25 protein-coding genes are annotated in these 22,378 nt (G+C 64.8%); 18 read left to right on the top strand and 7 right to left on the bottom strand.

The features are described from left to right. Positions 1–118: 118 nt before the first annotated feature. The 12 genes from ACIBG0_RS39630 to ACIBG0_RS39575 all read left to right on the top strand — a co-directional run bounded on the left by ACIBG0_RS39630 (position 119) and on the right by ACIBG0_RS39575 (position 10,384). Positions 119–1,801 (top strand): hypothetical protein, encoded by a 1,683-nt coding sequence (locus ACIBG0_RS39630; RefSeq protein WP_397040348.1) that lies wholly within the window; start codon positions 119–121, stop codon positions 1,799–1,801. Next, positions 1,798–3,000, top strand: coding sequence for a hypothetical protein (locus ACIBG0_RS39625; RefSeq protein ID WP_397040346.1), 1,203 nt, complete (start codon positions 1,798–1,800; stop codon positions 2,998–3,000). Before ACIBG0_RS39630 ends, ACIBG0_RS39625 begins: the two co-directional genes overlap by 4 nt. Beyond that, positions 2,963–3,814: a hypothetical protein gene (locus ACIBG0_RS39620; protein ID WP_397040344.1), complete on the top strand. Its 852-nt coding sequence runs from the start codon at positions 2,963–2,965 to the stop codon at positions 3,812–3,814. The genes ACIBG0_RS39625 and ACIBG0_RS39620 overlap by 38 nt, the downstream gene beginning before the upstream one ends. 67 nt (positions 3,815–3,881) lie before the next feature. After that, positions 3,882–5,102 (top strand): tyrosine-type recombinase/integrase, encoded by a 1,221-nt coding sequence (locus ACIBG0_RS39615; protein ID WP_397040342.1) that lies wholly within the window; start codon positions 3,882–3,884, stop codon positions 5,100–5,102. Beyond that, the gene (locus ACIBG0_RS39610) at positions 5,099–6,031 is read left to right on the top strand and encodes a tyrosine-type recombinase/integrase (protein WP_397040341.1); all 933 of its coding nucleotides are present in this window, start codon (positions 5,099–5,101) and stop codon (positions 6,029–6,031) included. Before ACIBG0_RS39615 ends, ACIBG0_RS39610 begins: the two co-directional genes overlap by 4 nt. Further along, entirely contained in the window at positions 6,028–7,017 is a 990-nt protein-coding gene (locus ACIBG0_RS39605; protein ID WP_397040340.1) for a tyrosine-type recombinase/integrase, read from the top strand. Before ACIBG0_RS39610 ends, ACIBG0_RS39605 begins: the two co-directional genes overlap by 4 nt. Positions 7,018–7,187: 170 nt before the next feature. Then, positions 7,188–7,406 (top strand): hypothetical protein, encoded by a 219-nt coding sequence (locus ACIBG0_RS39600; protein ID WP_397040338.1) that lies wholly within the window; start codon positions 7,188–7,190, stop codon positions 7,404–7,406. Further along, a complete protein-coding gene (locus ACIBG0_RS39595) occupies positions 7,403–7,873 on the top strand; it encodes a hypothetical protein (RefSeq protein ID WP_397040336.1) in 471 nt (156 codons plus the stop codon). The genes ACIBG0_RS39600 and ACIBG0_RS39595 overlap by 4 nt, the downstream gene beginning before the upstream one ends. Then, positions 7,867–8,190 carry a tyrosine-type recombinase/integrase gene (locus ACIBG0_RS39590; protein ID WP_397040334.1) on the top strand — a complete coding sequence of 108 codons (324 nt, stop codon included), beginning with the start codon at positions 7,867–7,869 and terminating at the stop codon, positions 8,188–8,190. The genes ACIBG0_RS39595 and ACIBG0_RS39590 overlap by 7 nt, the downstream gene beginning before the upstream one ends. 12 nt (positions 8,191–8,202) lie before the next feature. Further along, the gene (locus ACIBG0_RS39585; RefSeq protein WP_397040332.1) at positions 8,203–8,532 is read left to right on the top strand and encodes a helix-turn-helix domain-containing protein; all 330 of its coding nucleotides are present in this window, start codon (positions 8,203–8,205) and stop codon (positions 8,530–8,532) included. A 566-nt stretch (positions 8,533–9,098) separates the two neighbouring features. Next, complete coding sequence (locus ACIBG0_RS39580; RefSeq protein WP_397040331.1) at positions 9,099–9,464, top strand: hypothetical protein; 366 nt, start codon at positions 9,099–9,101, stop codon at positions 9,462–9,464. Continuing rightward, positions 9,431–10,384, top strand: coding sequence for a hypothetical protein (locus ACIBG0_RS39575; RefSeq protein ID WP_397040329.1), 954 nt, complete (start codon positions 9,431–9,433; stop codon positions 10,382–10,384). The genes ACIBG0_RS39580 and ACIBG0_RS39575 overlap by 34 nt, the downstream gene beginning before the upstream one ends. Before the next feature lie 61 nt (positions 10,385–10,445). On the opposite strand, the gene ACIBG0_RS39570 is transcribed toward ACIBG0_RS39575, so the two are convergent. Next, positions 10,446–10,664 carry a hypothetical protein gene (locus tag ACIBG0_RS39570; protein ID WP_397040327.1) on the bottom strand — a complete coding sequence of 73 codons (219 nt, stop codon included), beginning with the start codon at positions 10,662–10,664 and terminating at the stop codon, positions 10,446–10,448. Between the two features lie 134 nt (positions 10,665–10,798). Between ACIBG0_RS39570 and ACIBG0_RS39565 the strand changes: the two genes are divergently transcribed. From ACIBG0_RS39565 to ACIBG0_RS39550, 4 genes are all read left to right on the top strand, one after another. Then, on the top strand, positions 10,799–11,563 hold the full coding sequence (locus ACIBG0_RS39565) for a 3-keto-5-aminohexanoate cleavage protein (protein WP_397040325.1): 765 nt from the start codon (positions 10,799–10,801) through the stop codon (positions 11,561–11,563). Between the two features lie 91 nt (positions 11,564–11,654). Then, entirely contained in the window at positions 11,655–11,987 is a 333-nt protein-coding gene (locus ACIBG0_RS39560; protein WP_397040323.1) for a helix-turn-helix domain-containing protein, read from the top strand. A 64-nt stretch (positions 11,988–12,051) separates the two neighbouring features. Further along, on the top strand, positions 12,052–12,411 hold the full coding sequence (locus ACIBG0_RS39555) for a hypothetical protein (RefSeq protein ID WP_397040322.1): 360 nt from the start codon (positions 12,052–12,054) through the stop codon (positions 12,409–12,411). A gap of 394 nt (positions 12,412–12,805) precedes the next feature. After that, positions 12,806–13,087 (top strand): DUF6881 domain-containing protein, encoded by a 282-nt coding sequence (locus ACIBG0_RS39550; protein WP_397040321.1) that lies wholly within the window; start codon positions 12,806–12,808, stop codon positions 13,085–13,087. 168 nt (positions 13,088–13,255) lie between these two features. Here ACIBG0_RS39550 and ACIBG0_RS39545 read toward each other — a convergent pair whose 3' ends face one another. The 4 genes from ACIBG0_RS39545 to ACIBG0_RS39530 form a co-directional block, all read right to left on the bottom strand. Next, positions 13,256–13,957, bottom strand: a complete 702-nt coding sequence (locus ACIBG0_RS39545) for an IS3 family transposase (RefSeq protein WP_397040320.1) — start codon at positions 13,955–13,957, stop codon at positions 13,256–13,258. A gap of 2 nt (positions 13,958–13,959) precedes the next feature. Then, positions 13,960–14,187, bottom strand: coding sequence for a transposase (locus ACIBG0_RS39540; protein ID WP_397040318.1), 228 nt, complete (start codon positions 14,185–14,187; stop codon positions 13,960–13,962). Between the two features lie 372 nt (positions 14,188–14,559). Beyond that, a complete protein-coding gene (locus tag ACIBG0_RS39535; RefSeq protein ID WP_397040317.1) occupies positions 14,560–15,759 on the bottom strand; it encodes an IS110 family transposase in 1,200 nt (399 codons plus the stop codon). Between the two features lie 232 nt (positions 15,760–15,991). After that, the gene (locus ACIBG0_RS39530) at positions 15,992–16,963 is read right to left on the bottom strand and encodes an IS110 family transposase (RefSeq protein ID WP_397040357.1); all 972 of its coding nucleotides are present in this window, start codon (positions 16,961–16,963) and stop codon (positions 15,992–15,994) included. 261 nt (positions 16,964–17,224) lie between these two features. Here ACIBG0_RS39530 and ACIBG0_RS39525 point away from each other — a divergent pair, with 261 nt between their 5' ends. Further along, positions 17,225–18,070, top strand: a complete 846-nt coding sequence (locus ACIBG0_RS39525; RefSeq protein WP_397040315.1) for a hypothetical protein — start codon at positions 17,225–17,227, stop codon at positions 18,068–18,070. Between the two features lie 65 nt (positions 18,071–18,135). Here ACIBG0_RS39525 and ACIBG0_RS39520 read toward each other — a convergent pair whose 3' ends face one another. Beyond that, positions 18,136–19,806 carry a tetratricopeptide repeat protein gene (locus ACIBG0_RS39520; protein WP_397040313.1) on the bottom strand — a complete coding sequence of 557 codons (1,671 nt, stop codon included), beginning with the start codon at positions 19,804–19,806 and terminating at the stop codon, positions 18,136–18,138. A 224-nt stretch (positions 19,807–20,030) separates the two neighbouring features. On the opposite strand from ACIBG0_RS39520, the gene ACIBG0_RS39515 reads away from it, so the two are divergent. After that, positions 20,031–20,834 (top strand): thioesterase family protein, encoded by an 804-nt coding sequence (locus ACIBG0_RS39515; RefSeq protein ID WP_397040355.1) that lies wholly within the window; start codon positions 20,031–20,033, stop codon positions 20,832–20,834. 345 nt (positions 20,835–21,179) lie between these two features. Here ACIBG0_RS39515 and ACIBG0_RS39510 read toward each other — a convergent pair whose 3' ends face one another. Further along, positions 21,180–22,364: an IS4 family transposase gene (locus ACIBG0_RS39510; protein ID WP_397040311.1), complete on the bottom strand. Its 1,185-nt coding sequence runs from the start codon at positions 22,362–22,364 to the stop codon at positions 21,180–21,182. Positions 22,365–22,378 lie beyond the last annotated feature (14 nt).

The raw sequence follows: 22,378 nt of genomic DNA, 5'->3' as shown, positions 1-22,378 counted from the left end.
CAACCAGTTACTGCACCGCCTCGGCCACCACGACCTGCACGCACCCCGACCGCTCGCGGCATAACCCCCGACGAACTAACGGGCGCACCCACTAGATGATCCGCTGCGCCTGGCTTGTGTGTTCAGCGACGGCAGCCGAGCCGAATTCGATCTGTCGGGGTCGCCGAACCCGAGGCTGGTGCGTGATCTGGCCATCGGGTTGGTGGAGCTGATTCATCCGCACGGCAGTGTCGATACGACCGGCACGGTCGGCCACTACGTGCGCGGGTTACATCGGATGGCGCGAACACTCGCCGATCAGGGGTTCACCGGCGGCGTCGGAGATCTGCGGCGCGGGCAATTGGCGCAGTTCTGGATGGCGGGCCCGAACTGGCTGGAGTCGCTGACGCGCTACTTGGTGGAAGGTTACGCGCGATCCGGCGGCGGTCTCGGCGACGGTGTGCTGGAACTGGCCGCAGGACGACACTTCAACCTGCACCGAAGTCATCACCCGCTGCCGCCCTACTCCGAGAAGGAATGGCAGCGGCTGACCACGATCTGCCGACAGCAGGTCGATGACTCCTACACGGCGCATCGGCATGCGCTGGCGGCCGCCGCCGGAGGTCGGCATCCGGGCTCGGGTGCATGGTCTCACCAGAACTTCTGCTGGTTATTGTCGACACGTGGCCCGCTCGGCAGCAGTGACGCTGCTGAGGCAATCGGCGTGTCCATCAACGTCTTCCGCCATCGTGGAGTCACCACTGTCTTCCATGAGGCCGCGCTGGCGATGTTCCCGCATCTCGAGGTCGTGCTCGCCTACCGGCTGCTGTTTGGGATCTACTCCGGCATCGTCCCGGACGGCATCGCCGACCTGACGATCGGAGACCTCGACTGGGCCGGGGATTCGACGGTGCTGCTGTCCTACATCAAGCGCCGCACTGCCGCCGAGAGCACCACGCTGCCGCGACCGGCGGTGCGGCTGCTCGAGCAATGGCTGGCGCACTCGGCGCTGCTGCGCAGTTTCGTGCCGGCGGACGAGCGCACCACGCTGTGGTTGGCGATGAGCCAGCCCGGCTACTCCCGCCGACTCAGGAAGGTGACCCGATCCGCGATCGGGCGATGGATGCACCGCTACGGCATCGTCGGCGACGACGGTCAGCCGATGAAACTGCACCGGTCCCGCATCCGCACCACCCATCACGCCATACGGGACAAGAAATCCTGGACCGGTAACGCAAGGGCCACAATCGATCCGAACCACACGCCCGCAGTCGAGGGTGATCACTATCTAACGGCGACAACGTCCGGCCAACGCCACGCCGTCGAGACGATCATCGCCGACGCTCAACACGACATCCTGCGCCGCGCACACCCACCGACCGTGATCTCCGAAGAGGACGTTGCTGCACTCGCCGAGGGCTACCCGCACCTGCTGGCGGTGATGAAAATCGACGACGGCGTGCTCGCCGAGCTGATCGGCGGCGAGCGGGATGTGTTCACCGCGGCCTGCGCCGACCAACTGGCCGGACTCCACGGTCCGGCCGGGAAACCATGCCCGGCACGGCCATGGGTCTGCCTGCTCTGCCCGCTGGCGGTGTTCGCACCCCGGCACGCGGTGAACCTCTTGCGGCTCAAGGCATACTTCTCCCGCCAGTGGCAGCAAATGCCCGCCGCCCACTTCATGACCGTCTTCGGTCCTTACGCGGCCCGGATCGAGCAGATCCTCGACCGCTTCGACCCCACCGAACTCGCCGCGGCAACCGCGCGCGTCACCGACAGTGACGACGAAATTCCATTGCGCCCAGAGGGACTCACCGCATGACGAGAACAACAACAACCGCCGCACCCGGCACGCAACCACAGTCCCCGTTCACCGGCGCCGATATTTGCCGCACCGCCGGGCTCACACTGCCGGACGGCACGCCACGACCCGCATTCGACGACGACCTATGGGACTTCACCGACGTGGTCGGGCTCCCAGTTCAGATGGCCCTCTACCGACGGCGATTCGACTTCACCACCATCACCGAGCCCGGCTGGCGGCTGGTGACCAAGGAGCTGATCCTGGCGCTGCTGGCCCCGAATCACGATGCCGTGGTTCGGCTCCCACGCGCCTACCGCACCGCACTGCAGCTGACCAGCTGCTACAACCGACTCTACGAAGCTGGCAGGTTCTTCGGCTGGCTCGGCCAGCGGGGCATCACCACCCTGGCTGAACTCGACACCCGCCTCTGCGAGGAATACCTGGCGTTCCGACGCTACGTCATCGACACCGACGGCGTTGTCGTGGGCGAGCAGAGCGCAGGTGTCCGCCGCACCGCCGCGCAGATCATCGTCGATCTGGTCGACTACCGTGACCTGTTCACCACCGACCAGGTTCCGGCCGATCTACGTCCCTGGGGCGGCGCGACAGCATCCGCGGTCGCCGAAATGCCTTCTGGCCGTGACGGCAACAAGACACCAGCCGTCCCTGCCGGAGTGCTGCAGCCGATGCTCGCCGCGGCGCTGCACCTGGTGCAGATTCTGGGCCCTCATGTTGTCGAACTGCACGAGCAGATCCGTCACACCGACCACGTTTGGGCCACCGGAGCTGCTGGCCTTCGGCACGGTTCCTCCGCGATGGTCGGCGACATTGACAGGCTGCTGGGCGAGCACCGGGTGACCGGCACACCGCTGCCGATGCTTGAAGAACACGACATCAACCGCCGACTCGCCGCGGGCGGACGCGAACGATCCGCTGCTGCCGGTCTCCACCGGCACCCTGGCCCGGCGGGCCGGATACGTCCAGTTCTGGTCGAAATGGATGCCCGCACTGCGCAAACCGCTGATCGATACTCTCAACACCGTCGGAGTCGAGAAGATCTTCGGCCGCAACGCCGCCGAAGCCACGACAGCCGATGGCGCAACTTTACTGCGCTGGACTTCGCCACTGCACCGATCCGAAGCCGTCGCTCTGATCGGCATTGCCCGCACCGCGGCGATCGTGGTCCTGGCTGCCGCGTCCGGGATGCGGGCCGGTGAGCTGATGGAACTGCGGATCGGCTGCCGCCGCCTCGAGGAACCGATTGCCGGGCTGAAACGCTACCGCGTCGCCAGCAAGATCATCAAAGGTCAAGGTCTCGGCGGCACCGACGACGAATGGGTCGTCATCGAGCCGGTCCACCGCGCCATCGGCCTTGTCGAACAGCTCCACGACGACCCCAGCGAGGGCGCTCTACTGCTGTCCCGGTTCAGCTTCCGGGTCCGCTACCAGTGGTTTCGCGCCTGGGTGAACTCCGCGGCCGGGGCCCGTCTCGGACTCGCCCCGATCCCCGACCAACCAGTCTCGCTACGGATGCTGAGGCGGACGGTCGCGTTGGAGATGGCTTACCGGCCCGGCGGTGTTCTCGCAGCAAAACTGCACCTCAAACATATCGCCGCGGCGACCACGGAGGGATACGCGGCACGACCGGGCGGCGCCCAAGCCGAGTTGCTGGCCGAGGTCAACAAGCTCGAGGCCGACCACAAACTCGAACTTGTGCTGGCCGAGTTCCGCAACTACCAGCAAGGCATCCTGCCCGCCGGGCCCGGGGCCCGCAACCTGACCGAATTCTTCGCCAGCATCGACACCAACCTCGACACCGAAACGATTGCGGCACCGAAGATCCAACGCAACGACCGCGACATCCTCAATCTGCTGTCCAAACGCGCGAAAGCACTGCACCTCGGCCCGGCGAACTACTGCTGGTTATCCAAAATTTTGGATAACCAGCATTATCCGGAGCAGGGAATTATGCCGAATCGCCGTGGAGTCGTAGCGTTTTGGGTGCTGAACTGCGATCGGCGTTCCGGATAACGACAGGCGCGGTGAGGAGCAATCGACTCCAGTAGCCAGACACCGCGACATCGCGCGGAGATCCGTCATGGCAACGTTCGATCGTTTGATATCGCGCAGTACGGGGCCGATGGCCGAACATGCGGCCGGGTTCGTCGCCGAGCTTGCCGCTGAGGGTTACTGCACGTACGCGATCTACCTGCATCTTCAGCTGATGGTCGAGCTCAGTGCGTGGTTGGAGAGCCGGGTACTGAATGCCGGGCACCTGTCGCCGACTGTGGCCGAGGAATTCATGTCGGTCGTCGGGCCGACCCGGCGCAAATTGCGATCGATTCGTAGCCTGTCCCCACTCCTGCAGTATCTCGACCGTGCTGGCGTGCTGCCCGAAGCGGAGCCAGCACCTGGCAGCGACCGAGACGTGCTGTTGTCGGCCTACTGCGGGTATCTACGTACCGAACGAGGCGTTTCTCAACGTACGGTCGATTGCTATGCGCCGGTGGCCGCGAAATTCCTTGCCATGGTGGAGGATCCGCTGCAAGACGCGCTGCAGGCTCTATCTTGGGGGAAGGTCCTCGCTGTCCTCGAAGAACAGTTACGAGGACACAGTCCGGCCATGGCGAAACTGATCACGAAGACCGACCGGTCGTTGCTGCGGTTTCTCTACGTAGAAGGCTATACGCCGCAAGACTTTTCGGCGTTGGTGCCTCGTGTCGCGGGGTGGCGGTTGTCTGGGCTGCCGGCCAGGATGGACACCGCGACAATCGAGGCCCTGCTGGCCGGTTGTGACCGCGCCACCGAGGTCGGCGTGCGGGATTACGCGATCCTGTTGATCCTGGCCCGGCTGGGCCTTCGTTCATTCGAAATCACCGAACTTGCGCTCGAAGACCTCAACTGGCGCACCGGTGAGGTCACCGTGCACGGCAAAGGCGGCCGGGTCGATGTTTTCCCGCTGGCCTCTGATGTCGGCGCGGCGATCGCGGACTATCTGCGGGTCAGACGCTCGCCTCGCTCCGGGACGCGCGCGGTGTTCCTCACCGCGCTACCTCCGGTCGGGCCATTGACCATCTTCGGGCTGAACTCGGTTGCCAAGCATGCGTGCCGCCGGGCCGGGGTCCGCGAGCAAGGTCCACGCACTCTGCGACATTCTCTTGCCAGCACTCTGCTGGCATCGGGTGCTTCGCTCGCCGATGTTGGGGAAATCCTGCGCCACGACGACCCAAGAACAACGTCGATCTACGCGAAGGTCGACCGGAAAGCGCTGGCCCGCCTGATCCGGCCGTGGCCCACACAACCGGAGCCGCAGACATGAATACCTTGCGCCAGACTGCCGAGGACTACCTCGAATTACGCCGCTCCCTCGGCTTCGGTCTGATTGTTCCCGGCCGCCAGGTGCTGCAGTTCGCCGACTACCTCGACAGACTCGGAGCTACACGGGTGACACCCGAGCTGGCCATCGAATGGGCAACCCAGGCCGCCGGAACTGCGGCCTACTACCAATGGCTGCGGTTGAGCGCTGTCCGCGGATTCGCCCACTACCTGCACGGCATCGACCCAGCACACCAGGTGCCGACAGCGGATCTGCTGCCGCGCGACTACCACCGGCCAACTCCATATCTGCTGTCGGCGGCAGACATCACGTCCTTGATAGCCGCGACAGCCACTCTGCGACCGGAGCTGCACGCAGCGACATACCGGACCCTGATCGGCTTGCTCGCCGTCACCGGGATGCGACCGTCCGAAGCCCTCACCATGGACACCGCCAACGTCGACCTGCGAGAGGGAATCCTGACGGTGCGCGGCAAATACGACAAGACGCGTGAGATCCTCATCCACCCGAGCACCATCACCGAACTCGCCGACTACACCGCGTTGAGAGACCGAACCTTCCCCTGCCGGACAGACACGAGTTTCTTTGTCTCCCTGCGGGGCACGGCCCTCAACAAACGCCGAGTGCACTACGTGTTCACCCGGCTCGCGACCCGGGCCGGTCTGCTCCCACACTCACCACGGTGTCGGCCGGTCCTGACGAGCCTGCGTCACTCCTTCGCCGTCGCCACGTTGATCAGCTGGTACCACGACGGCGTCGACATCGACGCCCACATGCCGCTGCTGTCCACCTGGATGGGCCACGTCGATCCCGCCGACACCTATTGGTACATCTCGGCCACACCAGAACTGCTGGCGCTGGCCACCGAACGAATGGTCCACACCTTCAACGACACCGAGGAGGCCCGATGAGCCGGTTGGCGCCGATTCTGCAGGGATTCTTCACCACGAAACTGATCACTCAAAGACACGCCAGCGCACACACGATCGGCGCCTACCGAGACACCTGGCGTCTGCTGCTGATCTTCGCCGAACGGGCAACCCGGACACCGCCATGGAAACTCGACCTCAGCCAGCTCGACCACGACCTCGTCACCGCATTCCTGCACTACCCGGAAACCGAACGGCACAACGGACCACGCACCCGCAACGCCCGCCTGGCCGCGATTCATTCGCTATTCCGCTACGCGGCACTGCACGCCCCCGATAATGCCGCCACGATCCAGCGAGTACTGGCAATCCAAGGATGCGGCAAGATCCGCACCGATATCGACTGGCTCACCGATACCGAATCCAACGCGCTGCTGAACGCTTGCGACCGCACCACCTGGATCGGTCGCCGTGACCACGCGATCATCCTCACCGCACTCCGGACGGGCCTGCGCGTCTCCGAACTCACCAGCCTCACCTGCGCTGATGTTCACCTCGGCACCGGAGCACACGTGCGTTGCCTCGGCAAGGGCCGCAAGGAGCGCTGCACACCACTGGACAAACCAACCGTGAACATGCTGCGCGACTGGCTCGCCGAACAATCGAGTGCACCGAGTGACCCGCTATTCCCCACCCGCCGCGGCCAGCGCATGACCCGGGACGCATTTCAAGCCCGGCTCACCAAGTACCAGCCGCTCGCAGCGAAATCCTGCCCTTCCCTGGCTGGCAAGAAAATCGCGCCACACATATTGCGGCACTCGAATGCGATGGCTCTCAAACGCTCCGGGGTCGACATCAGCGTGATCGCATTATGGCTCGGACACGAGGATATCCGGTCAACACAAATTTACGTCCACGCCGATCTCGAACTGAAAGAACGAATCCTGGCCAGGACCACCCCGATCGACGTCCCACCGGGCCGATACCAGCCACCCGATCAGCTGCTCGCCTACCTGGAGAGCCTGTAATTATCCCGAACTCAACCCGACCGTTGCGTCTCTGATAGCGAACAATGTGCCAGACGCCAGAGTGACTCGCCATAACGCCCTGCTCCGGATAATGCTGGTTCACCGATCCCTCCCGCGCACTCTGCCTGAAACTCGCCGGAACCCCGACGGCGGACCGGCCGATGATCGGCATGTGTGACTCCGCACGCTGCCCACAGGCCACCCACCACCAGCACCACCGCCCCGTCTGGGCTGACCACGCCGAACGCACCAAGACCTTCCTCGGCCAACTCGGCAAGACCCGCACCACCGAACGCGCCCGCATGCAGGCCGACCACGACCGAGCCGTCCGAGTCATCACCAGTATCGACACCGCCACCCACACCGGCACGACCGAGGAAAAGGCATGAGAATCAGCGCCGCACAACGCACCCAGAACGAAAACCGCATCCGCGCCACCATGGACCGGCTACTTCGCGGCGAGATCCCACCCGGCGGCAACTGCGACATCAAAACCCTCGCACTCGAAGCCGGTGTCGACCGCACCGCCTTCTACGGCACCAGACCCTACGCACACCTGCGCGCCGAATTCGAGCACCGCGTCCAGCAGCTTCAGCAAGCCGCAGAAACCCCGGACCCGAAAGCCGCACAGATCGAACGCCTCAAAACGATGATCGACAAGCTGAAAACCAACCTCGCCCAAGCCAACTCGACGATCCAAGACCTCATCGACTTCCGAAGCCAAGCATTGTCCCGAATCGCCGCCCAACACGACGAGATCCTTCGGCTCCGCGCCAGCGACGACCTCGAAGCCAACATCACCCGCCTTCCGTCCGATCGCCGAGAACGCCGGCAGAAGATCATGGGACCATGCTGACCAACCTGGCAGTGATGTCCGTCACGACGGACTTCGCGTTATCGCCACACGACCCGCGATCAGCATCACGAACTCCCCACCGAGAATCGGCCACGTCAAACGCAACACGAACCCGACCGCACACGGCTACTGCGGACACAAGACACTCGTATGTGACCCACCTCACGGAGGATGGGGTTGATCGCCGGTTCATCCAATCCCAGGTCGGCCACGAGTGCGACAGTTCCACGGCGATCTACACCCACGTCAGCGACGACTACATGAATACCGCTCTGCTGAAGGCGCTTTCGCCTGCGTTGACCCCGTTCACCCCATAGGCAAGGACCATTATGGCACCGAAGCTGGACTACCGCTGGAACCTTCGCACGGTGATGGCTGAGCGCGGCATGTTTCAGACCACCGATCTCATCGATCCTCTGGCACGGCGGGATATCGAGCTGTCGTCGAGCCAGGTCTATCGGCTGGTTGTCGAACGGCCGGAGCGATTGAGTCTGAAGGTGCTCATGGCGCTGCTCGACATCCTCGACTGCACCATGGACGACCTGATCGAGCCGGTCGCCGCGGCCTCGGCAACCACACGGCGGAAGAAGGCCGTCGGCGCCGGAGACAGCGTCGGGGACCTGCGGCCGAAACGAGCGCGCATCCGTGGAGCCGAGTAATCGTGACCGTGATTTAACAGGATCGGGCGAGCTGTGACCCGGTCGGCCTGATCACGGACCTGATTGCCGCGGCGGACCCGGGCCTGACGGGCGACCGGATCCGTTCGGTGGTCGTGTCGGTCGCCGGAGGGCGGGCGAAATCGCGGCGGCTGGCCGCCGCCCTGGCCTCGCGTCCCGGGGTTCTGCTCGATGGGCGATCCCCGGCGCCTCGTGCGGTTGGTGAGTTGCTGGGGGCATTGCGCGCGGCCGGCGCGACGATGATCTCGCCGCCGTGCTGCGCCGCCTGCGGCAAGGGGCTGCGGACCTTCACACGCAAGGGTCAGGACTGGTACTGCGGCCCTTGCGAACACCGCCGAGCGCCCTGCGTCGGCTGCGGGCAGACCAAGCGCGTGAAGACCCTCGACCGAAATGGACAGCCGCGATGCCCTCAATGCTGCGACGTCGACGACCGTGATCCGATATCGGTGATCCACTCCGTTGTCGCCGAGCTCGATCCCCGGGTCGGCAGGGACACGATCGCGGAAGCGATCGACCAGTGCTGTCGTCGACGCGCCTATCAGCAGAGAATGGCGTGGGCTATCGAATCCGATCCCGCGCTGCTCGCCGGCGACGGCCATCGAGCGCCGCTGCGGGTGATCCCGAGATTCATCGAACATCTGCACGCCGCCGGAATCGCCGGCATCGTGTTGCCGACCTGTCCCGGCTGCCACCGCATGGTCCGTATCGACAAGCCACTCAACGGAGTTCGAGTCTGCCGAACCTGCATCGCGCACTCCCGCATCGAAGAATGCTCACGTTGCCGGGCCCGCCGCGAACCGGTGACCCGCGACGAACACGGCCGCCCGCTCTGCGTCAACTGCTTCATCACCGACCCCGCCAACCTGGAGACCTGCCTCGGATGCGGCCGCCGCCGCTCCGTCAGCCGCCGCTGATCTGGAACATGCTGCGACGGCTACGCAGCCGAAACAACGGACGCCCCACCACCCAGCAACAAGCCCTGCGCATCCGCCTGCACCGCCGCACAGCCGACGCATTCTTCGACTGGCTCGACACCCAGGACCTCACACTGGACACCTTCGGACAACCCGAACTCGAACACTGGCTGGGTGATCCTGCTGGCCGTTACCGCTACGAGGCCGCCACCTTCATCCGATGGGCACACGCCAACAAACTCACCACCACCTACCTCCACACCCGGCGCTGGCGCGGCCCGGTCAACCCACTCGACGACGACCATCGATGGGCGACCGCCCGCCGACTCCTGTACGACACCACGATCGACGCCGAAGATCGCCTGGCCGGCCTGCTCCTGCTGCTCTATGCCCAAGGCCCATCCACCATCGCTCTGCTGACCACCAACCAAATGACGATCGCCGACGACGGCGTCAGCATCAGCTTCGGCCGCACGCCCATCCGCCTGCCTCACCCCGTCGACGAGCTGGCCCGCACCGTGGTCACCACCGGCAAAGGCCACGCCACCATCGGCGCGACCACCCCGTCGCGCTGGCTATTCCCCGGAGGTCAGCCCGGCCGCCCGATCAGCGCCCAACGACTCAAACAGCGACTCAACCGGCTCGGCATCCGCCCCAACCAGGGCCCGCAGCACCGCACTGTTCCAACTCGCCACCGAGATCCCCGCCGCCATCCTCGCCCGAACACTCGGCATCAGCGTCAACGCCGCCGTCCGCTGGCAACAAATCTCCGCCGGAGACTGGGCTGGCTACGCCGCCGACATCAGCCGCCGATCCACCGACCAAACCCGAAGGCATTCCGACAGTTTGAATACCTGACGCGACCAAGAACTCGATGCGGTCCGTGCTGCAAACCCAGAACTGTTCGCCAACATGAATAAACGGCAATAAGCACAGACACCAGCTCAGCGACCTCATTGTCGCGGAGCTGGTGCCCACACATCAGAACTCGATCAACTTGTCCTCGGCGGCGGAGCCGAGTAAGATCCGGAACCGGATCAGGTCGACTCGCAGGTGCTCGATGGAATCTTCTGAGTCGTCGGCAAAGCGCGCGAACGAGGACCTAGCCGCGGGATCGGCGGCAGCCAGCCAGTCTCCGAGAAATTCGAGCATCTCCGTGAGTTCCACAGCATCCTCAGCAGCAAGTCGGATCTCGGGCACCCGATAACAATGCACTACGCGATGCCGATGCTGGCAAGAACCCACGGGAACGGCACCGGTGTCGGTGGATCGGTCATGGACGACACAACGCCGTCCTACGCCGCCGACCTCTCCGCTCTGAGGATTGGCTCCCGATGTCAGACCCACCTGGGATGCTCACGCACATGCTGCAGGTCTGTCTGAACGGTGCCAGGACCCGGGCCGAATGCGGCCACTTGCCGATGTCCCCTGGCGAACTTGCCGTGGCTGCCCGGCAAGCCGTCGCGGCCGGAGCCGAAGACATCCACCTGCATCCCAAGAGCCTTGACGGCGAGGACACCCTGGCGGCAGCCTACGTCGCGGCGGCGGTCACGGCCGTGCGCACAGCAGTCCCAGGAATCCCGGTCGGAGTCACGACAGGCGCTTGGGCGATGCCCGATGCTGAGCAACGCGCGGAACTGGTGCGCTCGTGGATGGTGCTGCCCGACCACGCCTCGGTGAACTGGCACGAGGACGGCGCGGACGTAGTTGGCGACGCACTGCTGCACCAGGGCGTGGGAATCGAGGCGGGCATCTACTCCGGGACCGACGCTGCCCGACGCTTCTTCGCCTGGCCGTCGGCCCACCGTGTGCTGCGGGTCCTGGCCGAAATCACCGATACCGACCCGCAGACCGCACCAGCAGCAGCCGCCGCGCTGCTCGATGAACTCAACTCAGGCCCACAGATTCCGATCTTGCTGCACGGAGAAGACGGAGCAGCATGGACTGTCCTGCAGCTGGCAGCATCCCGCGGACTGGCCGCCAGGATCGGCCTGGAAGACGTACTACAGCTGCCCGACGGATCTCCCGCCGCGAGCAACGCCCTGCTGATCCAAACCGCCCGCAACATGATCCAGAAGGCATTCAGAGAGTTCCAATAACCGACTCCGCCACTTCCCAAGGAACCCGCGTCGAAGACGCAATCGCGTTAGGCGACAACCGCGCTGCCGTCCGCTGGGAAGGACTGATCCGATGAAATGGAACCTGCGCCTGGTCGCCGCCAACTGTGGTATCTGGAAGGCCAGCGAACTACGCCGGATGCTCGCTGCGCGCGGCCTAGACCTGAGCACCAGCAAGATGTCGGGGCTCTGGTCGGGAACACCGTCGGTGCTGCGGCCCGAGGAGATCGATGTGTTCTGCGCGGTGCTCGACTGCACGGTCGGCGACCTGATGATCGTCGAACCCGCCACCGTCGCGGCGGCCGCCGACGAGGACCATGCTCTGGCGGCAGGCGAGCAGCATGTGAACCCGGTCATGCGGATCGCTCCCAAGCCCAGGACCGGTCGGGACCTGCCACCGCGGTGACCGCAGCGTGTCGACAACAACAGATCTCATCGCGATCGCGCTATCGAGGAGCGGCAAGGATCGAATGCCTGCAGAACGCGCACTTCGAATCTTGGCGGCGGCCGGACACGGTGATCGGATCCAGGCCGCTGCCTCGGCCTACCACCCGAGGGCATCGACTGCGGTGAACGCGATCCTGCACGTCGACCCGCGCCTGCTGTTGCCCGGCCGAATTCCCCGACCGCGGCAGTGGATAGCTCTGGACCGTTTACCGAAGATCCTGCTCCGCCGAGGTCACGCAGTTCTGCCCGTAGCGGCCGTCGCTGACCTGGTCACAATGTTGATGATGTGTCGTCCCGGCAACGACTATGCTGGAGTTCGCGACGTCATAGACGCCACCGAACCCACCACGCTGGCAGGATTCGCCCTCGGGCTTCTCGAATAGTGGGGGCAGGTTGGCTATCCAGCAAGAGACGACTGGGTCCTACACGCCCAAGGGCTCCTCGGTGATCACACGACAGTCTGGGCCCTGCAACGTCTGACCGCGCGGTGGTCCCAGCTGGCCGACGCAGGCCACGCCGCTGATACCGCGCTGCACAGCGGCCGCCTAGCGGAAGTGGGTTGGATCCTTTACGGCGGAGCAACGCCGTAGCCTCGATCAACACGCCCGAATAACCGAGTTCCGATCAGACACCGTCACTCTTCACCGATATAACCGCACTCGGCCCGTGCGCGACACCCTGTTCTGATCGCTCGGTGCAGGGACAGGCGGGGACAGTCCGATCCACGCAGCGCTACCTTGTCGAGATAGCACGACGAAGCTGCGAGGACGTGGACGGATGCGGTATTTGAAGGTGCTCTGGAGTCACGATTTCGACACCGAACCGGTCGAGTTGTTCAGCGAGATCGGCGAGGACGGCTATGAGGCACGCAAGGTCGATGTCTATCGTGATGGACGTTTGGACTGGGCTGATGCCGGATCCGAGACCGGTACGACGTTCCTGTCATCAGGGCCGCTGCCGCCGCTGGACGAGATCAACTCGGAGGCCGATTTTGTGGCGGAAATGATCGAGGCTTCAGAGTTTGAGAACGTCTGGTCGCGAGCTCAGGTAGGAAGCTGAGCTCAGCGATCGAATCGGCTCCTGCTGCCCGTAGCTCAGAGCCGCAGCGCGGCTTAAACGTTGTCAGGTGGTGTCGAATTTCCGTGAACCAAGCCGTGGATGCCACCTGTCCTACCGATGCCCAATTCGCGATCAACTGACTCCCGTTTCACGATCGAAGCCAGCTGGTCACTCGGCAAGGGTGCGTGCGATCGTGGCGTATTCGACTGCGGTCTTGTCGCTGAGACCGAACGCTTGCGCCAGGTGCAGGGGGTCGCTGCCGAGTGAGAGTGCTTCTTGCAGAACGCGGTCGGCGCGGATCTGCTCGAGGTCGATGCCAAGCCGCGCCCACACCGCGTATTCGAGCGCGCCGAGCACCAGGTCGGTGTCGCAGCGGTCCGAGCACTTCCAGCCCACGATCCGGTTGGAGAATGCATCACGCACCGTCGCGAGCCAGAACACGCCTTCACCGGCGGGAATCCGGGTCGCGTCGGCCACCCACAAACGGTTCGGCGCATCGGCGGTGAAGTCGCGGTTGACCAAGTCCGGCGCCGGCGTGGCCCGCGGATTCTGTCGGGTGGACGGAATTCGCCATTTCTTGCGCAGGAACGCCCCCTGCAGCCCCGCCTGGCGCATCAGCCGCTCCACCCGCTTGCGACCGACCCATACACCGCGACGGCGCAGCATGGCGTGCACGCGCGGCGCGCCGTAAGTGCCGCCCGAGGACGTGTGGACATCCACGATCTCGGCCAGAAGCTCCTCGTCGGCCAGTCGCCGCGCAGACGGCTGCCGCGCTTGCTTCAACCACCCGTAGAACGTCGACGATGCGATGCCCAACACCCGTAGTACGAGCTCGACCGAGTGCTCGGGATGTTCACTCACGAACCTCATGATCACCTCCGGATCTGGCCGAGCTCGGACGCGAAATACGCACTCGCATCACGCAATACGGCGTTGACCCGCTCCAGCTCCGCGACCCGCTTGCGCAGCCGCAGATTCTCCTCGAGCATCTCGGTCGTCGGCCGATCCTCGCGCTCGCCCCGGTCGGCCTCGTCCTGACGAATCCAATTGCGCAGGGCCTCGTGGTGGACACCCAACTGCTCGGCCAACTTCCGGATCACCGGCTTCGATCCGACTCCCGATACAACCGGACCGCCCGAGCCTTCAACTCGTCCGGATACTTCTTCGGTGCTGCCACGAATGACTCCTTCCGGTCCTATCGGACCATGCTTGGAGCCCTCCGAGAAAGCGGGGGTTCCTCTGTGTTTGTCAAGCCGCTGGAACGGGATTGGTCGTAGCCTGGACGGTGGCGGGTTCCGGAAGTGACTTGTCCGAAGAGCTGGTTGGCGGGGTCGAGCCGGCCGCGCAGGATTTCGTGGTCGCCCCCGAGTGTCCTCCGGAACCCGCCCCGCTGGTGTGGCGGCGTTCGTCGGTGATCATGATGCGCCAAACATGGTCGCAGAGATGGCGTTTGAGTCCCTTGAGTCAAGTCCTCATGCGGGGAGGCGTTGTGCGGCGTGATGGAGGTTTGGGTCGTAGGGTGTGCCGTGGTGCCAGCAGGACCAGATGACGCGGAGCCAGGCGCGGGCGACTATGCGGGTGGCGTGCGGGTTGCGTTTACCGCGTGCGCGGGCGTTGGTGTAAAGCTTTGCGGCCCATGGTGATTGCATGCGGGCGTTGTGGGCGAAGGCGGTAATGGCTTTGCGGGCCCGCGTATTGGCTGCCCAGCGAAAGTAGACTCCGCTGGTCTTGCCGGAGGCTTTGGTGACTGGGGTGACGCCGCATTCAGCGGCGGCCTGGTCGACGGTTTCGACGCGGTCGAGGATCGGCCCGACCTCGGCGAGTAGTTGAGTCAGGTTGATGGTGCCCACGCCTGGTAGAGCGGCCAGCAGCCGTGCTCGGGGGTGTCGAGCGACGCGGTGCTTGATCAGGGCTTCCAGGTCTGCGATAGCGGTTTGGATGCCGCGCAGCAGTTGGATTTGGGCTCCGATCATCACGGCCAGGGTGTCGGTGGGCAGCTGGGCAGCCGGGACGGCGGCGGCGCGTAACCGGGCCAGAAGCTGCGCGGCGGGTTTTCCTCCGCGGTAGGAGTTTCGGCGCAAGAACGCGGCCATGCGTGCCTCGCCGAGCCGTGCGGCCGATTGCGGCGTGGGGTAGTCGGTGAGGAAGGCCAGGGCAATGGGCGACGCCAGCGAATGGAACAGCTCTTTGGGTCCGGGCCAGTGGGTGTCGAGCAGGGCGGCGAGCTGGTTGATGGCGGCGGTGCGGGCTTGGACTTGATCGTCTCGGAGCCTGATGAGCGCCTGCAGTTCGCGCAGGCCGGCGTCGACTGGGTCGAGTCGGCGCAGCCGGTGTCCGTCGGTGCGCAGGTAGTCGGCGAGTTTGTAGCTGTCGCCGGGATCGGATTTGGCGCCCGAGGCGCCCCATCGCGGCCGCGCGGCATGAAACGCGTTCGGATGCACCGACACGACCGGATGCCCGGCGGCTAGCAACCGGTCGACGACCAACCCACCGGTCCGCTCGATGATCACCGGCAGGTCGGCGGGATCTCCGTGACGTGCCAGACGGGCCAGCGTCGACGTCCACGCCTGCTCAGTGTGGCTGAACGCCCATCGGTCCAAGACGTGACCACGGTCATCGATGACGGTTACGTCGTGAGTCTTGCTCGCCCAATCCAAGCCGACGAACGACATGCACAGTCTCCCAAAGGGTTTCGATGGTCATGCCCTCGCCAGTCGAGGCTCCGCTGCCGGTTCCTCATTGTTCGGCCCTCGATTGGGGCATGTCCCTGACGCCGGTCATCGGAGCCTCGGCGCATCAGGAGTGGCAGTACTCAAACTGGCCGTCCACGCGGCGCGGCAACGTGGCCATCTCCTAATGCTGACCGAGGGCCGCGATCCGATCGGCGGACCGCATCACCAATACTCACCCAATGAGGCAACGCATCGCTTCCTTGTGGCCCTTGCCCTCGGCGATCTTGCTGTCGTAGTAGATCCGTCCTCTGTTGCCTGGCATGCGCACTTGCGTCAACGCGATGGTGTGCAGGGCGTTGTCGAGCTGGCGATCGCCGTGGCGGGACAGTCGATGACGAGACTTGTCGGCGCTGGCGATCTCGATCGGCGCGGTGCTGGTGTGGACCGCGAAGGCTCCCGCGGTGCGGAACCGTGACGCGCGGCCAGTGCGGCCCAGCAGCCGAGCCGCGACCACCGGTCCGACGCCGATCACGTCGAGAAGGCTGCTGCCGGAATCGGCGACGGTGTCCTGCATGCGCTGCTGATTGGCCTTCAGCCGGGCGTCCAGAGCCCGCACGTCGGCGACGAGGTCCCGGGCGAGTTCCTTGCGGGCGCGTTCCACCGGTGAGGACGGGCGGACCCGACGTAACGCGGCGGCGGCCTGGTTCGCGGTCAGATCGGTGGACACGCCACCGGGCAGCAACTCCCGCATCACCGCGTGCAGCTGGTTGATTGTCCGGGTGCGCTGCCTGGTCAGATTCGTGCGCCGCTCATCGAGCATCCGTAGCACGGTGCTCGCTCCCTCGGCCTCGACGGGCAACGCATCGCCATGCAACGCCGCCACACTGGCAGCCGCGGCCGCGTCGATATTGTCGTTCTTGCGCCGCCCGCCCCGCGATAATTCCCGGACCCGCGCGGTGGCCGTGGACGGCACATCGGTGACCGTCTCACCGTGGGCGATCAGCCATTGAGCCAGGTGCCGGCCCAGACCCCACGCGTTCTCCACAGCCCAGCGGCGTTCGGGAAATCGTCTCGCCCACACCAGAATTCGCCGATACTCCGGCAAGGCGGCGTCGATACGCATCGTCTCGAGCCCCTTGTGGGTCCCGGCATCCAGGGCTGCCGCCGTATGGGTGGACTTGTGCGGGTCGACCCCGATCACCACCGTCAACCACGTCTCCTTATTCCTCGTCGGATATAGGAAGCCGCGGGCGACATTCCGGCTTTCGGCTGTGTGTCCCACACCTCTGTTGAGTCAGGCCCGCGGCCGGTGTCGGGCCGGGGCGCAAACCCCCGGTGAGCCAGCCCGAACGGGCGGCAGGAACCTCACGAGCCAGCCCCGACTCGACACCTCCGGCAGACTACGGCCGGTGATCATCCAGCCTGCCAACCGGTGACATTCATATAAGCCGGAACCTCACCGTTCATGTTGCGAGGAACGGTCGTCATCGCAGGCTTCGGAGCAACGGTGTGGCTGGTGGTCGTCGCCGCAGTCGGTCTCTTCGTAGCGCTATCCAAGCGCAAGGGGCGCATGATCACCCCAAAGATGGAGCGAGAGCTCATCACATCAATCCAGCGATACATCTGGCATGAGAAGCGTCCCCCATCCTCTGCCATCGATGCCCTAAGCCGCGGCTTCGACGAGTTCCCTGAGCTTCCCGAGGATGATGTCCGGGAATTCGTCGACATGGATGCGACGCTCGCAAACCGCGGCTGGGACTTCGTAGGTGAGTGCTCAGGGCCTGCAGCACTCATCTACTTCTACGGACCTTCCAACGGCGGGCCCGATCTGCATTACGCAGGTTTGGAAGCCATCACATCGATCTCATTCGTTCTCGACCGAGAAACTCCGACCAACCCCTGCGAAGTCGAAGTGCTCCTGGTCGGCGTTCCGGACGGGGAGGGCCGACTCGCACGCATACCGGATCTCACGGCACAGCTCGACCTCGTCGAAGCGCACCGACCCGGATGCCGGTTTTGGTCCAGTTCCCTATCACCCGATCGCGGAATCACCCGCGCGGGTCGACTGTTTCACCGCGGTAAACCAGCCGACCCGCCTGTCAGAACACCGGTGACCGGGTGCGAGATAGTCGCGCAGGGCTTGGGCGAGAATGGTTGGTTCAGCCTCGGATCGGCGAAGAACCTTGGCGATCATCGGCGCGCTAGCCGGACGCGGTTTTCGCTCAGCCGCAACGCCGTCGTCTATCACGCCCTGCTTCTGTTCTGTTCTGCTCGGCGCGCCACTTGGCAAACCTGCCGCTCAACAGGGTAGGAAAAGGCTCACTATCTAGGCCAGGGCGACCGGAAGGGGAGCGGTCGCTGCTTCGTCGTGCACGCTCAGGCTCGTTGCGCGCGAGCCAGCGCCTCTCTGGTGACAGCGGTGTACTGATGATCTTCGCCGAAAACGCGAACGCGGTCGACCAAGGCCCGGGTCAGCGTTGCGACTGCGGCGTCGCGGCGACCGGCCTTGTGATAGGCGCGACCCAACAAGTGCCTGGTCGACAGGGCGGCGGGGTGATCCGGGCCGAGTACACGCTCTCGGTCGTCGACGGTGCGCTCGGCGAGCGTGATCGCCTCGTCGAGGCGGTCCGCCGCGGTTAGGGCGAAAGCGAGGTTGTGCGAGGAGGTCAGTGTGTTCGGGTGCTCTGGACCCAGGACATGTCCGCGCCCGGCGAGGGCGAGCCGATGGTGCTCGATTGCCTCGTCGTGGCGGCCCAGCGCGCAGTATGCTGCGCCGAGATTGTCGCGAGTGAACAATGTCATCGGATCGTCCGGGCCGACCACGCGTTTGCGGGCGGCAAGAATCTGCTCGTAGCAGTCGACGCAGCGATCGTGGCGTCCCAGCTGCTGATAGATCGCGGCCAGATTATGCAGAGTGGTCAAGGTGTCAGGGTGATCGGATCCCAAGGTATCCATGCGTATGGCGAGGACGCGTTCGTGCAGAGTCACCGCCTCTGGAATGCGACCGGTCTTGTGGTAAGCGTGGGCGAGGTTGTTGCATACGACGAGGGTCTCGTTGCGCTGTGGACCGTACTTCCGCTCGTGGTGCGCCAGCAGATGCTCGCACTGGTCAGCCGCCTTGTCGAACAGCTCGAACTCGGTGGCGTAGAGATGAGACAGGATCCGGCGCACCGGAATGGTGTCGTCGTGGCCGGGGCCGCGCAGTCGCTCATGGTCGTCGAGGACGTGCTCGAACAGCGGCAGCGCGTCGTGCGCGCGGCCGGATTGCCATGAACTCCAGGCGAGCTGGAACCTGGCTTCGATGGTGTCGTCGTGATCGGGACCGAGCTCTCGCTCACAAATGACCAGATCGTAGGCCAGCAGCGGAGTCTCGGAGGCGTATCGTTTAGTCGCCCGATACAGTGCAGTCAATCCTTTTCTGGCCCGGACTGTCTCGGTGTGGTCTTTTCCGTGGACACGTTCGGCGGTGTCGAGGTTGCGTTCCAGCAGCGGGATCGCCAGTTCGTCATGTCCGGCTTCCAGGTAATACGACAGCAGCCGGTCACGCAGCGCGATAGCGACCGCATCGTCGAGACCGACGATGCGCTCCCGATCGAGAAGCGCCTGTCCCATCACGGCGATCGCGTCGTAGAGCCGGTCTGGGAGGCTCAGCAAGGCCAGCGCCAGATGCTCACGTGCTTCCAAGGTCAAGCGACTATTCGCGCCTCGAACTCGCTCGTTGTCGGCTAGGCTGCGTTCGAGCAACGTGGCCGCCTCGTCGTGTTGGCCGAGCCGATTCAGGCAGACCGCGACCGCGGTGCGCACATCGATCGTCTTCTCATGGTCTGCATCGTAGAGCCGTTCGCAGTCGGCGAGCAACCCTTTGAAAACCGGGACCGCGTCGACGTATTTCTCCGAGTGCAGCAACACTGCCAAGGTCTGAGGATGACGCGAACCGAGCTCCTGCTCGACGGTGTGCAACGAATACTCGTAAAGTCGAACCGCATCGTCGTGCCAACCGGCGAGTTGATGGACGAGGTGATCGTGTTCGTGGGGGGAGATCGACATCTCGAGCGGGCCTCTCAGCAGTCTTAGGCTTCGTCTTCAGTATCGACGACCTTGCCGATGACGAAACTGTAGCTGCCGCTGAGGAAGTCGTGTTTCAGCATGTTGATGCGGTGCGAGACACAATCCTTGAGACCAAGAGCCGCCGCGAAGTACCGCACAAAGCGTGAGTGCAGCGGGTGATCCTCGGCGGCATGGACGGAGTAACGCTATGAAATGCCTTCTATCTGCCCGACTCCTCGGACCCGGATCTGTTCCATTCCACTGAGCTCACCCGGGGGCCGTGGTCGCCGGATGCCCAGCACGGCGGGGCGCCGGCGGCTCTTTTGGGGCATGCGATCGAACGGTGCGAGCCTAGACCAGCATGTCGGATCGGTCGGGTCACAGTGGAGTTTCTCGGGCCGGTGCCGATTGCTCCACTGCGGGCCCAGGCGCGGGTTACCCAGGCCGCGGCGCGAGTCAGGCAGCCGGGGCGTAATATCGAATTGATCGAGGCCACACTGAGTTCCGACCAAGGACCGGTGCTGAAGGCCACCGCTTGGCGGCTGCGACCGGCGGAGCCGAAGCTGGATGTGATGGCCGAGATACAAGCGGCCGAGCCTCTGCCCGGCCCAGATGCTGTGACGCCGAGCCCTGAGCATAGCTTCCCGAGTACTCAGCCCGTCGGATTCCACACCGGCGTCGAATACCGTTTCGTCTCAGGCGCATTCCGGACCCCAGGCCCTGCGGTGTGCTGGTTTCGCCTGCGCTACCCGATCGTGGCCGGTACCTCACCCAGCCCGCTTCAGCGGACCCTCGCCGCCGCCGACTTCGGGAACGGCATCAGCTCCGTCCTGCCATGGGACCGATACTTTTTCATCAACACCGATCTCACGGTGAACCTGCACCGCGCCCCCGCCGACGAATGGGTATGCCTGGATGCGGTCACCTACCCAGAACGCAGCGGTATCGGATTAGCCGAGTCCCACCTGCTCGATGCGAAGGGCCCGATCGGGCGCAGCACCCAGACTCTACTACTCGGCACACGCTGACCCGCACGTTCAGCCGACCTCCACGTGCGTGGTGTCGACTCGGTCGGGTGACGGCGGTGGGGTGAATCAGGGTCGGCCATGGGAACACAGTGAACCGTCCCGGGTTTGATGCCAATGCCGTTAACTTATGCGCTGGTATAGCTGGATCTCGGCGGGGCTGGTGTGGCTGATGCTCTTGTGCTGCAAGGTTTTTCGGGGGAACTTGTGGCGGCCGGCGCGTTTGAGGACCCGCGGGTAGCTGCGGTTGCGCCGCGGCGGGTTCGGCGTTCGGTGATCTCGGCGACGGCGTCACCGGTGGTCGTGGCGAGCCGGTCAGGGGGAAAAACCCGCTTGTCCGGTGACATGTCACCGGGCAACGCGGAGGGTGCGGATGAACGACAGCCGTAACGGATCGCAGCCTTCGAGGTCGGCGGCGTGGTACATGAGTTCGCGGATCGCGTAGTGGGTGGTCAAAAGGCCCCAGATCTCCTGGCGCACCATGGCGGGGCTGTGCGAGCGCAGCACTCGGTAGCTGCCACGTTGACGGGTTTCGATCTCGGCGAGGCTGGTCTCGAACTCCCAGCGCTGATGGTAGGCAGCGGCGAGTTCGGCAGCGCTGGCCTGCTCGGGGTCCAGTATGGTGGTGACCAGCCGAATCGGGCCGGGTGTGTCGCTGTCGCGGTTGGTGATCTCGTATTCGATCACCCGCACCGCCACTCCTTCGGGCATGGTGTCCAATCCCCGGGCGCGGTGGCGGCGAATGCGCTGGCGCTCGATGTCGGTCATCAGCCGCGAAAGATACGAGCCGTCCGGAAGCTGGTGCACCACATGCAGTTTCAGCCCCGACTGCACCCGCCACAACAGATCCGCGCGGGTTGCTGCGGCCTCGCGCCAGAACTCGTGGCTGAAGAACCCGCGATCGGCGATTACCAGCATCCCCGGATCGAACGCGGCCAGCAGTTCACGCGCCAGCTCACGCTCATCATCGGTGACAGCGCCGATCTCGGCGTCGATGATCGCGTGTGTGCCGCATTCGGCCAGCCCGACCACCTTCACCTTCGGATACGGCGCGTCCAAGCCCTGATGACTCGTTCCACGCCCGAACGCCTCGTCGTTGCCGGGCGTGTCCGGGACATCCATCTGGACCCCGTCCACAGCCATCACCCGCCGTCCGGCCAGCCATGCACCCGAAGTGCCCGCCCCAGCCAGCGGCACCGCGACCCGCCGATACAGCTCCCGCAGCGGTTCTTCGCCCAGGCGGGCGCGGGCCTTGCACAACGCCGGCGAGGTCGGCACCTGCCAGTCCTCGTCCCACGAACGCAGAAACCGCAGCCCGTCAACGAGTTTGCGCATCACTTCCTCATAGGCGTCATCGAAGAACAACGTCATCGCCAGCACGAAATACACCACCACCCGCGCCGGCAACAGCCGCCGCCGCTTCTCACGCCGACAGGTCTCGACCAGGACCTCATCGACCAGATCCCGAGTCACCACCCGGGTCAGCACACCCAGCCCCACCCGGTCGGTCAGCCGACCCGCCACCTCCGCCACGAACCGGCACCCTA

The sequence above is a fragment of the Nocardia sp. NPDC050630 genome (genome assembly GCF_044457245.1).
In the GTDB taxonomy this organism is placed as follows: Bacteria; Actinomycetota; Actinomycetes; order Mycobacteriales; family Mycobacteriaceae; genus Nocardia.
Note: the sequence above shows the minus strand (reverse complement) of the source record. Positions and strands in the feature narration are given on the sequence as shown.

Excerpts from the sequence above, each read along its gene's own strand:
- ACIBG0_RS39555 (WP_397040322.1), top strand. The coding sequence starts at position 12,052 with ATGCCTGCAGAACGCGCACTTCGAATCTTGGCGGCGGCCGGACACGGT.
- ACIBG0_RS39590 (WP_397040334.1), top strand. The coding sequence starts at position 7,867 with ATGCTGACCAACCTGGCAGTGATGTCCGTCACGACGGACTTCGCGTTA.
- ACIBG0_RS39550 (WP_397040321.1), top strand. The coding sequence starts at position 12,806 with ATGCGGTATTTGAAGGTGCTCTGGAGTCACGATTTCGACACCGAACCG.
- ACIBG0_RS39575 (WP_397040329.1), top strand. The coding sequence starts at position 9,431 with ATGCGGCCGCCGCCGCTCCGTCAGCCGCCGCTGATCTGGAACATGCTG.
- ACIBG0_RS39600 (WP_397040338.1), top strand. The coding sequence starts at position 7,188 with ATGTGTGACTCCGCACGCTGCCCACAGGCCACCCACCACCAGCACCAC.
- ACIBG0_RS39610 (WP_397040341.1), top strand. The coding sequence starts at position 5,099 with ATGAATACCTTGCGCCAGACTGCCGAGGACTACCTCGAATTACGCCGC.
- ACIBG0_RS39585 (WP_397040332.1), top strand. The coding sequence starts at position 8,203 with ATGGCACCGAAGCTGGACTACCGCTGGAACCTTCGCACGGTGATGGCT.
- ACIBG0_RS39565 (WP_397040325.1), top strand. The coding sequence starts at position 10,799 with ATGTCAGACCCACCTGGGATGCTCACGCACATGCTGCAGGTCTGTCTG.
- ACIBG0_RS39520 (WP_397040313.1), bottom strand. The coding sequence starts at position 19,806 with ATGTCGATCTCCCCCCACGAACACGATCACCTCGTCCATCAACTCGCC.
- ACIBG0_RS39625 (WP_397040346.1), top strand. The coding sequence starts at position 1,798 with ATGACGAGAACAACAACAACCGCCGCACCCGGCACGCAACCACAGTCC.
- ACIBG0_RS39525 (WP_397040315.1), top strand. The coding sequence starts at position 17,225 with ATGTTGCGAGGAACGGTCGTCATCGCAGGCTTCGGAGCAACGGTGTGG.
- ACIBG0_RS39615 (WP_397040342.1), top strand. The coding sequence starts at position 3,882 with ATGGCAACGTTCGATCGTTTGATATCGCGCAGTACGGGGCCGATGGCC.
- ACIBG0_RS39605 (WP_397040340.1), top strand. The coding sequence starts at position 6,028 with ATGAGCCGGTTGGCGCCGATTCTGCAGGGATTCTTCACCACGAAACTG.
- ACIBG0_RS39535 (WP_397040317.1), bottom strand. The coding sequence starts at position 15,759 with ATGTCGTTCGTCGGCTTGGATTGGGCGAGCAAGACTCACGACGTAACC.
- ACIBG0_RS39580 (WP_397040331.1), top strand. The coding sequence starts at position 9,099 with ATGGCGTGGGCTATCGAATCCGATCCCGCGCTGCTCGCCGGCGACGGC.
- ACIBG0_RS39545 (WP_397040320.1), bottom strand. The coding sequence starts at position 13,957 with ATGAGGTTCGTGAGTGAACATCCCGAGCACTCGGTCGAGCTCGTACTA.
- ACIBG0_RS39595 (WP_397040336.1), top strand. The coding sequence starts at position 7,403 with ATGAGAATCAGCGCCGCACAACGCACCCAGAACGAAAACCGCATCCGC.
- ACIBG0_RS39560 (WP_397040323.1), top strand. The coding sequence starts at position 11,655 with ATGAAATGGAACCTGCGCCTGGTCGCCGCCAACTGTGGTATCTGGAAG.